Genomic DNA, 10,526 nt, shown 5'->3' with positions numbered 1-10,526 from the left:
TGTTAGCTGGCTTTCCGTAACTGCATGGGGAAAGGCTCGTCGTCGTAGCTGGCCGCGCAGCTGGCCGTTTCACCATCTGCCTGGTGGCACTGCACGCGGGGCATTTCATAGTGGCTGCCATCCTCGCAGCGGGCCCTCTCCAGGGCTTGCACCTGCAGCTGGCCTCCCTGCATGTTGGCCGCCACCGGGCCGGCACAGGTCATGCCGTCGCTTCCACCACGCTGGATGTACATGTGGCCCTCGCCCTGATCGAAGACATACGTGACCTGCAGGGGACGCCCTGTCTGGCTGTCCATGACGCCTGCGCCGCGCCAGTTCCCGTTCAGGAAGTCTGCCGCTCCGTCTTGGGCATCGTCTGGCAGGGTAAGTGGCTCCTGGGCGGGTGGCCTCGTTGTGCCAGGCTCTGCGGGAAGCTCGCCTGGAGAACCTGCCACTGGCAGCCCTTCGGCAGGGATCTCGGGGGGCACCATGCCTTCCGGCAGCCCAGCGGCATCAGGCATTCCGCCTGACTCCGGTAGGTCAGAGGGAGCGGCTTCGTCGAGCCTATCAAGGCCGGGTGGCTGGCCATCGATTCCAGTCATACCGGGCAAACCCATGTCAGGCACGGAAATGCCGGGCATGCTCGCCTCGGGAAGGCTGCCATCGATGGTAGGAGCCCCCAAGTCGCTGCCCAGGCTTGGAAGCGCCAAGCCTGGTGTCGTGGTCGAGCCGCTGCCCCAGCGATTGAACGGCCAGATATCGAAGCCTTCCCACAAGGACCCTGGGAAAGCGACAGATGGCGTGCTGACCTCAGGTGAGGAGGTGGTCAGGCCGGGAGTGTTGGCGGAGGGTGCGCAGGCTCTCAGCCCGAGGAGCAAAAGTCCCAGCAACAGAAGAATCAGTGGCAGCAGCCACCACCAGCGCCGCCACCAGGGGCGTGCGGGCTCCACGGGTGGCTCGGGTTCTGGCACTGGCTCGACAATGGGGCCCGGCGCCGAGAGCGGGGCAGGATTTGCCATTGCTGGCGTGGCGGGGGGGTACAGGCAGAGAAGCGGGTTGGCATGCCGGTCAGCCTCCGGGTGGATGAACCCCCAGAAAGTGATGACCGGAGTACCGTCGACAAGATAGACGAAGCCTTCATCCGGGAAGTGACATACCCACTTGACCAGACGGGAGAAGACTTCATGGTCTCCGCTCTGCCCGTCTTCTAAAGGCGCCTGGTTAAGGGCAATGATCTTCTGCCGGAAGGCCTCCAGTTGGATGCGGGCGTCCTCTCGCTCACCTTCGGTGGCGCTGCTCCAGGGAATGACATCACCCTGGATATCGCTGTACCAGTCGACGCCTTCCCCCTGCTGGTCGCGCTGGGGAACCGCCAGGTGGCGCTCCTTGCCAGGGAGCCGGCGCGAAATGACCTTGCGTAGCTGAAGCGCAGAGTGATAAACGGGCTGCCCGGTATCGCCCAGAGCCCGGAAGTGTTCCGTCTTGCCGCTATGCAGCAGAATCGCAGACATGCTCGCGTCTCCCCATGACATGGCCGTCGGCGCAGGTTGCGCAGTCGTATTGGATGCCAGGTGTCATAGGAAGAGCACGAGCTGGGCGCACTATGACGCGCGCCAGCCTCTTCAGGTGGTGTCCTTGCACTTGCTATGCCATCCCTTGCGTAATTCAGTGGCCGATTCGTACCGGCTCTCTTTTGGTACTTTTCTATAAATTAAATTAGCACGGACCGATTGCATATGGAACGGAGCTTTCTCGGTCATGCCTATCCCACAGTATCGGTTCTGAAGCGAGAGACTTTAATTTTTCTTCACATACAGTGCGATTTCTGGCCATGAGGAGGGGTTCTGGGCGTTTTTGCTGAGTAGAAGCAAGAAGCCAGGCATACATGCCTGGCTTCTGCCGTAATGAGCTTACGGGGCCTCAGAAGGTGTAGCTGATGCCGAACATCGCTACCGGGTAGACGGAGAGCTCATCGGCCTCGTCCTCCAGACGCTGCTCTTCCTTGCGCAGGTCAGCGTTGAACTGGTCACCTTCGGGAGTTCCATTGTTCTCGAAGTTCTTGGAGCTGCTGAGCGAGACCTCCACATCGGTGCTCATCACGCCCACCTCGGAGAAGAAGCCCAGGCCACGCTCATGGCTGCTGCGCCAGCCCAGTCCCACGTAGGGCTGCACGCCGTCGGCGATGGTCAGGTTGCCATTGAGGGTGCCCACGTCGTTGGCGGTGTAGGTGTTGCCGTTGTACTCGTACTCCTGGCCGTCTTTTGCGGTGCCTACCACATTGGCCTCCATGTCTGGGAGCATCGCGCCCGCGGTCAGGTAGAAGCGGCCGCCGAAGGGGTGGTAGGCCACTTTGAGCGAGCCGGCCTGCAGGTCGATGTCACCGGTATAATCGGCCTCATCGGTGTCGTAGTCGCCGTCAAACTCCAGGCCGCCGTGATAGCCGGCGATAACGCTGAAGTTGTCGTGCAGGCGCCAGGCGGCATCCAGGCCCAGGCCGGTGGTGCTGGCGCCGGCCCCGATGGAGACCCTGGAGTCGCTCATGTCGAGGGCGTGAGCGGTGCTGGCAGTAGCCAGGCAGGCAGCGATAAGGGTAGAGACAAGGCCGGTGCGGATGGTTTTCTGGTTCATGTTCTCGTTCAGTTCCCGTGGTGTATCAGTCCGACTCTCCTGTCGGCCACAAGAAAGCGAGCGAGGCGGGGCCTGGCTCGCTGACGGTCGGGCAGTCGTCCAACCGATTGATTTTGACCGGCAGTTTAGCCCTGAACTTTAATTAAATCTGCCCTCCGCTTCAGAATCGCCATGTGCCGCCGATCAATGGGATACCGCCGATATCAGGAACCCTTCATCATGATGTGCGAGAAATCGACCCTCGAGACCGTGAGGCGGCGCCACGGTCCGCTGTGGCGCGGGCTGGTGGCGGTGCTGCTGCCGCTGATGGTCTCCGGCTGCGCCATGCTGGCGCCGTCGCCGCCGGCGAACCAGACCAACATCTGCGAGATCTTCCGCGAGCAGCCGGACTGGTACGACTACGCCCGCGCCTCACAGGCGAAGTGGGGCACGCCGGTCGCGACCCAGATGGCGATCATCGAGCGGGAGTCGAGCTTCCGCAGCCATGTGAAGCCGCCACGCACGAAACTGCTCGGCTTCATCCCCTGGCGGCGTCCGTCGTCGGCCTATGGCTATGCCCAGGCCCAGGACCCGGTGTGGGGCGAGTACGAGGCCGATGCCGGGCGGCTCTTCGCGCGGCGCACCCACATGAAGCACGCCACCGACTTCATCGGTTGGTACAACGCCCGTACCCGGCGCATGACCGGCGTGTCGCTTTACAACCCGGAGCATCTCTACCTGGCCTATCACGAGGGGCAGGGCGGCTATCGCCGCGGCAGCTGGCGAGGCAAGCCGGCGGTGCGGCGCGCCGCCCGCGACGTGGCCAGCACCGCGGCGCGCTATCGAAGCCAGCTGGCGAGCTGCGAGGCGGAGTTCCGCTGCGACGGCCTGCTGGAGATCTGGCCCTTCTGCCGCGGGTAGGGCTGCATCCGCCGCTCAGAAGCTCTCCCAGTCGTCCTCGGTGTGCGACACCTGTCGGCGGTCCCTTCGTGTCATTGCGCGATTGTCACCGTGGCTGTCTGCCTGCGGGGCGGCCTCTGCCGCGTGGCGGGGTGAGGCGGCTTCCCGGGTAGCAGGGGTATCCGCCGCTGCTGCGGCGTTCGCTGCCAGTGCCTGGGTCGGCCCCACGCGGAAGATGCACACCGCCTGGTCGAGGTCGCGGGCCTGATCCTCCAGCGAGGCCGAGGCGGTGGCGGTCTGCTCCACCAGGGCGGCGTTCTGCTGGGTGACCTCGTCCATCTGGGTGATGGCGATGCTGACCTGATCGATGGCCTGGGTCTGCTCGTCCGAGGCGCGGCTCACCTCCTGCATCAGGGTCGAGACGCGCTTGATGTTCTCGACGATCTCCTGCATGGCGTCGCCCACCCCCTCGACCAGCTGGGTGCCCTGGTGCACCACCTCGCCGTTACGGTCGATCAGACTCTGGATCTGCTTGGCGGCCTCGGCGGAGCGCTGGGCGAGGTTGCGGACCTCACCGGCCACCACCGCGAATCCTCGGCCCTGTTCGCCGGCACGTGCCGCCTCCACTGAGGCGTTGAGGGCCAGGATATTGGTCTGGAAGGCGATGCCGTCGATCAGGGTGATGATGCTGCTGATCTCCTCCGAGCTGCGCGCCATCTCGTGCATCGTCTCACGGGCCTGCTGGGCGCGCTCGCCGCCCTGGCTGGCGGACTGGCTGGCTTGCTGGGCCAGGCGGTTGGCCTGGCCGGTGTGCTCGGTGTTGTGCTTCACCGTGGCGGCTACCTCATCCATGCTGGCGGCGGTCTCCTGCAGGCTTGCGGCCTGCTCCTCGGTGCGCTGGGAGAGGTCGGTGTTGCCGCCGGCGATCTGGCTCGAGGCGCTGGAGATGGCTCCAGCGGAGCGCTGGATATCAATGATCAGGTCGCGGATGCGGTCGCGGGTATCAGCCAGCACCAGCAGCATCTGGCCGACTTTATCACGGCTGCCGGCGTCGATCTCGTCGCTGAGATTGCCCTCGGCCATCTGCTCCAGGTGATGGCGCGCCCGGGCCAGCGGCCGCAGGATACGTTGCATCAGTAGCCAGCCCAGCACCACCCCGGCGATCAGGCCGAAGGCCAACACGCCAATCACGATCCAGCGCTGCTGCTCTGCCTGGGTGACGGCAGCCTGGTAGGCGGCCGAGGCTCTGGCGTCCTCCACCTCGATCAACGACTGCAAGGTGGCCACCAGCTCGCGGAAGGGCGGCATCGCCTCGACGAAGACGATCTCGTTGGCCTGGTTAAAGTCGCCCTCGGCATACAGCGGCATTGCGGGGCGGATGCCGCTGGCCACCAGACGCTCGAACTGCTGATCGAACGTCTCGACCAGCCGGCCGGCCTCGCCCTCAAGCCCGGCGCCGCGGATCTCGGCCCACAGGGTCTCTATCGCCGCCAGGTTACCCTCGACGTTTTCCAGGTGCATGTCCACCTCGTGATCATGCAGCTGACTAACACGCAGTCGCGAGTCGTGCTGGGCAGAGATCGAAAGCTCCATCATCGACTCGCGCAGCCGCTCGTTAAGTTCGCCGAGCCGCTGTGCCCGCTGCAGGTTCTCGTTGTAGAGGGCGTCGGCGCTGCGGCTGGCGGTGGCGATGCCGTTCAGACCCAGTAGGCCAGTGCCGGCCAGCAGGGCGAGCATCACGGTGATCAGCACGGTCATGCGCAACTTGATGGTCCAGGTCATGGAGCGGGGTCCTTGTGGTCGACGTCTTGGGTGTTACCAGCTTATGACTTTATGTTATCGACCTATCCTGCATTAGCTTGAAGTGAATGTATTGACCTTGGTCAAGATTCTAACGGTTGCGCACGGGACCGCCGGCTAGCGGGTGAGAGCGGTCGCCTGTCGTGCGTTGAGATTGCTCAAGTTTTCCGATTATCCGCCGATGATTCAGGGCGTTACCGATCGCGCCCTCGGGCGCGGCATCCATAAGAAGGGAGAACTCGATGCGCAACCTGTCCATTCGTGCCGGCCTGTTCACGGCCTTCGGTATCCTGATCGCATTGATCCTCGGGATCAGCGCGCTCGGCTTTCACGCCCAGGAGGTGAGCGGTGCCGCGCTGCACGACCTGGCGCGCATCAACCTCGCCCAGGCCAATGCCGCCAACCGCATGGAGATCAACGTCGCCGAGATGCGTAACCATATCGTGCGCTTCGGCGAGTACACCCGCGGCGGGCGTGAGCAGGACGCTGCCAGCGAGATCACCCTGGCGGGGGAATCCCTGCAGCGGGCCGAGGAGCGCATCGAGGACTTTCGTTCGGTGACTATCGGCGCTTCCAGTGAGCGAGAGCGTTTCGTGGAGGCGATCGATAGCACTTACGCCGATCTGATGAGCCCAGGCTTCAAGGAAGCGGTACTCGACGGCGATATGGAAGGGATCTTCGCCTATCGCGGGCAGGTGACCGAGTCCGGCAATCGCCTGGCTGAACTGGTGCGTGACTTTATCCACTTCTCCGAGGCGCGCGCCGAGATGCGTTACGCCAAGGCGGAGTCCGTGTCGGCCTGGCTGAAGCGTCTGCAGATCGCGGCGGTGGTGCTCACCCTGCTGGTCGCTGTGGGCGTCTTTCTGCTCATCACCCGCCGGGTGGTGGCGCCGCTGCGCGAGGCGGTGGCCCACTGCGGGCGTATCGCCAAGGGCGACCTGACCGCGCGGATCCCGAGTGAAGGCCGCAACGAGATCGGCCAGCTGCTGGCGGCACTGGGCGATATGCAGGGCCGGTTGCGTCATCTGGTGGGGACCCTGCAGCAGAGCAGCGACAGCGTGGCCACCGGTGCTGCGCATATCGCAGCGGGCAGCCAGGACCTCGCCTCGCGTACTGAGGAGCAGGCCTCGGCGCTGCAGGAGACCGCTTCCAGCATGGAGCAGATCGCCTCCACCGTGCGCCACAACACCGAGACCGCCGGCCGCGCCAACCAGCTCTCCGGTGAGGCGGCGGAGCAGGCCGAATCCGGCGCCCAGGAGGTGGAGGAGACCGTGGCCCAGATGCGCGGCATGGAGGAGAGCTCGCGCCGCATCGGCGAGATCATCGAGGTGATCGACTCCATCGCCTTCCAGACCAATATCCTGGCGCTCAACGCCTCGGTGGAGGCGGCCCGCGCCGGCGAGCACGGCAAGGGCTTTGCCGTGGTGGCCAGCGAGGTGCGCACCCTGGCCAGCCGCACAGCGGACTCGTCACGCGAGATCCGCACCATGATCGAGGAGGTGACACGGCAGGTGAGCGAGGGCTCCACTCAGGCAGGCCGCAGCGGCGAGAAGATCCGCGAGGTGGTCGGGGCGATCCGTCAGGTCGCAACCCTGGTCGACGAGCTGGCGCTCTCGGCCAAGGAGCAGCAGTCGGGGGTCGACCAGGTCGGCGCCGCGGTCACCCAGATGGACGCCGTGACCCAGCAGAACGCCTCGCTGGTGGAGCAAACCTCCACGGCTTCGGCCAGCCTGGAGGATGACGCCAAGCGCCTGGCCGCGCTGATCGACACCTTCAAGTTGGATGCTGCCCAGCGGGAAATCGGCGGGGAGCGCCCAGAGGCGCCTTTCCGGCCCGCCGAAGAGTCGCCTCGGGCGCCATCTGCACCGGCAGGCCGTGAGCAGAAGGGGCCAGGCGCCGCGCCGGGTGGCGTTGCGAGGCAATCGGCCCGCGCGAGCGAGCCGGAGTGGGAGGAGTTTTAAGAAGAGGAGAAAGACCGGGTCCATGTGGGCCATATTGCCCCGGAGGCCACCTGGCTCCGGGGCTTTTGCTTGTGCGCCAGGCATGGCGCGCAGCGCCTGACTGGCGCTGTTTCCAAGGGTGGTGCCTTGGAATGACTTGGGGGTGAAAGTCCCCTGCACGCCCGGCAAGGGGAAGTGCTAGCTGACGGCAAGGGTGTCTCCCGTGAGGGGGAATCCGAAGGCAGCCCGAAGCAAAACGCTGGCCTGACGAACAGGAAGCGGATACGAGGCGGCATGGCGGGGTGAGGTGGCAAGCATCACCAAAGCCCGGTACTTGCACGGAACGCCATGACGTAGATCCGACAGGCATAAGCGGGAAGGTCGCGCGTCTTACCCTGGGAGGTCTGGTGGTCTGCCACGGTGCTACCGGCGTCGAGAGGCGACGGGATGGGCCACCAGACGTCAGCAGAGGCCATAGTAAGTGCCGGTTCACCGCGGCACCAAGGGCCGAACATGAAGAACCGCGAGTAGGCGATGACGTCTCGAGGATCGATCATGAAGACAGGAAGTGGCGTTGATACCGCCACCCACCCAGAGGGGCAGGGGCGGCACCCCGAGTCTCAGCCGGTGGGCGTCGAGACGGTCCCGGCGTCGTCATCGTGGACGAAAGCGGAGCCCGCCCCGCTCATGGAGGCTGTGGTAGAGAAGGCCAACATGGCGCGGGCTTACCGCAAGGTGGTCGCCAACAAAGGCGCGCCGGGTGCCGATGGCATGACGGTGCACCAGTTGGCCGACCACCTGAAGGAATGCTGGCCAACGCTGCGCGAGCGGTTACTGGCCGGTGAGTACCACCCCAGCCCGGTCCGGGCCGTCGAGATCCCCAAGCCCAAGGGCGGGACGCGGCAGCTCGGCATTCCCACGGTCACCGACCGGTTGATCCAGCAGGCGCTGCTGCAGGTGCTGACGCCAATCTTCGATCCGGGTTTCTCCGCATCGAGTTACGGCTATCGCCCCAGACGCAGCGCCCAGCAGGCCGTCTCGGCGATGAAGACCCATGTCACCGCCGGCCACCGCTGGGTGGTCGACCTCGACCTGAAAGCCTTCTTCGACAGAGTAAACCACGACCTGCTGATGGCGCGGGTCGCGCGCCGCGTCCGCGACAAGCGGGTGCTGCGCCTGATCCGTCGCTACCTGGAAGCCGGGATGTTCCAGGACGGCCTGGCCGCGCCACGCCGGCAGGGAACGCCCCAGGGTGGGCCACTGAGCCCGCTGCTGGCGAATATCCTGCTGGATGACGCGGACAAGGAACTGGAACGCCGCGGTCACCGCTTCTGCCGCTATGCCGACGACATGCAGGTGTATGTCAGGAGTCGGCGAGCAGGTGAGCGCGTCATGGCCAGCCTGAGTGATTTTCTCGAGAGCTCGCTCAGGCTGACGGTCAATCGCGACAAGAGTGCGGTGGACCGGCCGTGGAACCGGGGGTATCTGGGCTACACGCTGACTCGGCACAGGTTGCCGAAGCTGACGCTGGCCAAGGCCAGCCTGCAGCGCCTGATGCAGCGTGTCCGCGAGATCCTCAAGCGCGGCAGGGGGCGCAACATACGGCGCGTTATTGAAGAGTTGATTCCGGTCCTGCGGGGCTGGGCCAACTACTTCTCCCTCGTCGACGTAAAGCGCCCGCTGGAGGCGCTGGATGGTTGGATACGTCGCCGACTTCGTTGCGTGATCTGGCGGCAATGGAAGCGCCCATGGACCCGGCGCCGGAAGCTTACGGCGCTGGGCCTGGATCACCACCGGGCGTGGAAGTCAGCGGGAAACGGGCGAGGCCCTTGGTGGAACGCCGGCACCTCGCACATGAATCAGGCCTTGCCACGGAAATGGTTCGAGCAGCAGGGTCTGATCTCGGTACTCGATACGGTCAAGAGGGCTTAGTCGTTCTTCGTGAACCGCCGTGGTACGGAACCGTATGCCCGGTGGTGTGGGAGGGCGCCGGGGGTGACCCCGGCCCCTACCCGATACCAGACAGCGCGTAAAGCATCGCCCACTCGGGCGGTGATATAAGCGCGCACCGCGCAGCGGTGCCTGTCGATGTTGATATTGCCAATCACGCCTGATATTTATACAGTATGACGAAACGTGCCTATAAAGAGCGGTTCTATCCCACCCCCGAACAGGCTGAGCTGCTGGCCAAGTCGTTCGGATGTGCGCGTTTCGTCTGGAACAATACGCTGGCCTATCGCACCGAGGCGTATCAGCAGCGGGGTGAATCGGTGTCGCATTCCGCAGCGGAAAAGCGGCTGGTAGCGCTTAAAGCCGAATATCTTTGGCTGAAAGATGTCTCCAGCGTGATCCTCCAGCAGACGCTGCGGGATCAGAAAGCCGCCTTCGACAACTTCTTCAATCCCAAGCTCAAAGCGCGCTATCCGCGTTTCAAGCGCAAGGATGGCCGGCAGTCGATCCGGCTGACCAAGGCCGCTTTCCGCTATCGGGATGGTGAGATCATTATCGCCAAGACCAGCACGCCGCTGCTGATCCGCCGGAGCCGCCCACTGCCCAGCGCGCCCTCCAGCATCACGATCTCGCAGGATCGTGCTGGCCGCTATTTCATCAGCTGCCTGTGCGAATTCGAGCCAGAGACGCTGCCGGTCACGCCGAAGATGGTAGGCATAGACCTCGGCCTGACCGACATATTCATCACCAGCGAGGGCATGAAGTCCGGCAATCCGCGCCACCTGAAACGCTACGAAGCCAAGCTGGCATATTGGCAGCGCCGGTTGGCGAAAAAGCAGAAAGGCTCGAAGAATCGGGCCAAGGCGCGAAACAAGGTGGCACGGCTTCATGCCAAGATCGCGGACTGCCGCCGTGATGCCACCCACAAAGCGACCCGCACGCTGATTAACGAAAACCAAGTGCTGTGTGTCGAGTCGCTGAACATCGTTGGCATGGTCAAGAACCGTTCCTTGGCCAAGGCCATCAGCGATGCGGGCTGGGGCGAGTTCGTCCGCCAACTCGAATACAAAGCGGCCTGGGCGGGCCGAGAACTGGTGAAGGTCAGCCAGTGGCTGCCCAGTAGCAAGATGTGCCACGGCTGCGGGCACAAGATTGAGAGGCTACCGCTGTCGCAGCGCCATTGGCGCTGCGAGGGCTGCGGCCAAGCCATCGACCGTGATATCAACGCGGCCAGAAATATCCGAACCGCCGGGCTGGCGGGGTTAGCCTGTGGAGCGACTGGAGCGGGGGCAGCGGCTTAGCTGCTGCCTAGTGAAGGCGTGTCGAAGCAGGAAGGTTCTCGGGGTGACC

The 10,526-nt window shown here is 64.5% G+C and carries 7 protein-coding genes; 4 read left to right on the top strand and 3 right to left on the bottom strand.

Annotation, left to right across the window (positions count from 1 at the left end):
- Window positions 1–2: 2 nt before the first annotated feature.
- Entirely contained in the window at window positions 3–1,490 is a 1,488-nt protein-coding gene (locus tag LWH48_RS03055; protein WP_232911213.1) for an SrfA family protein, read from the bottom strand.
- Between the two features lie 409 nt (window positions 1,491–1,899).
- Entirely contained in the window at window positions 1,900–2,607 is a 708-nt protein-coding gene (locus LWH48_RS03050) for a hypothetical protein (RefSeq protein ID WP_232911212.1), read from the bottom strand.
- A 219-nt stretch (window positions 2,608–2,826) separates the two neighbouring features.
- Between LWH48_RS03050 and LWH48_RS03045 the strand changes: the two genes are divergently transcribed.
- Window positions 2,827–3,507, top strand: a complete 681-nt coding sequence (locus LWH48_RS03045; protein WP_442908288.1) for a transglycosylase SLT domain-containing protein — start codon at window positions 2,827–2,829, stop codon at window positions 3,505–3,507.
- A 15-nt stretch (window positions 3,508–3,522) separates the two neighbouring features.
- Here the strand turns inward: LWH48_RS03045 and LWH48_RS03040 are convergent, their stop codons facing one another.
- Window positions 3,523–5,268 (bottom strand): methyl-accepting chemotaxis protein, encoded by a 1,746-nt coding sequence (locus LWH48_RS03040; RefSeq protein WP_232911211.1) that lies wholly within the window; start codon window positions 5,266–5,268, stop codon window positions 3,523–3,525.
- A gap of 260 nt (window positions 5,269–5,528) precedes the next feature.
- Between LWH48_RS03040 and LWH48_RS03035 the strand changes: the two genes are divergently transcribed.
- The 3 genes from LWH48_RS03035 (at window position 5,529) to LWH48_RS03025 (ending at window position 10,477) form a co-directional block, all read left to right on the top strand.
- A complete protein-coding gene (locus LWH48_RS03035; protein WP_232911210.1) occupies window positions 5,529–7,247 on the top strand; it encodes a methyl-accepting chemotaxis protein in 1,719 nt (572 codons plus the stop codon).
- Between the two features lie 534 nt (window positions 7,248–7,781).
- A complete protein-coding gene (gene ltrA, locus LWH48_RS03030) occupies window positions 7,782–9,158 on the top strand; it encodes a group II intron reverse transcriptase/maturase (RefSeq protein ID WP_232911209.1) in 1,377 nt (458 codons plus the stop codon).
- 194 nt (window positions 9,159–9,352) lie between these two features.
- Window positions 9,353–10,477 carry an RNA-guided endonuclease InsQ/TnpB family protein gene (locus LWH48_RS03025; protein WP_232911208.1) on the top strand — a complete coding sequence of 375 codons (1,125 nt, stop codon included), beginning with the start codon at window positions 9,353–9,355 and terminating at the stop codon, window positions 10,475–10,477.
- The last annotated feature ends 49 nt before the right edge of the window (window positions 10,478–10,526 follow it).

This window comes from Halomonas sp. G15, assembly GCF_021282295.1.
GTDB lineage: Bacteria > Pseudomonadota > Gammaproteobacteria > Pseudomonadales > Halomonadaceae > Halomonas > Halomonas alimentaria.
This window is presented reverse-complemented; position numbering and strand designations above follow the sequence as displayed.

What these genes read in the sequence shown, in the direction of transcription:
- LWH48_RS03025 (WP_232911208.1), top strand. Translation starts at nt 9,353, where the DNA reads ATGACGAAACGTGCCTATAAAGAGCGGTTCTATCCCACCCCCGAACAG.
- LWH48_RS03035 (WP_232911210.1), top strand. Translation starts at nt 5,529, where the DNA reads ATGCGCAACCTGTCCATTCGTGCCGGCCTGTTCACGGCCTTCGGTATC.
- ltrA (WP_232911209.1), top strand. Translation starts at nt 7,782, where the DNA reads ATGAAGACAGGAAGTGGCGTTGATACCGCCACCCACCCAGAGGGGCAG.
- LWH48_RS03055 (WP_232911213.1), bottom strand. Translation starts at nt 1,490, where the DNA reads ATGTCTGCGATTCTGCTGCATAGCGGCAAGACGGAACACTTCCGGGCT.
- LWH48_RS03050 (WP_232911212.1), bottom strand. Translation starts at nt 2,607, where the DNA reads ATGAACCAGAAAACCATCCGCACCGGCCTTGTCTCTACCCTTATCGCT.
- LWH48_RS03045 (WP_442908288.1), top strand. Translation starts at nt 2,827, where the DNA reads ATGATGTGCGAGAAATCGACCCTCGAGACCGTGAGGCGGCGCCACGGT.
- LWH48_RS03040 (WP_232911211.1), bottom strand. Translation starts at nt 5,268, where the DNA reads ATGACCTGGACCATCAAGTTGCGCATGACCGTGCTGATCACCGTGATG.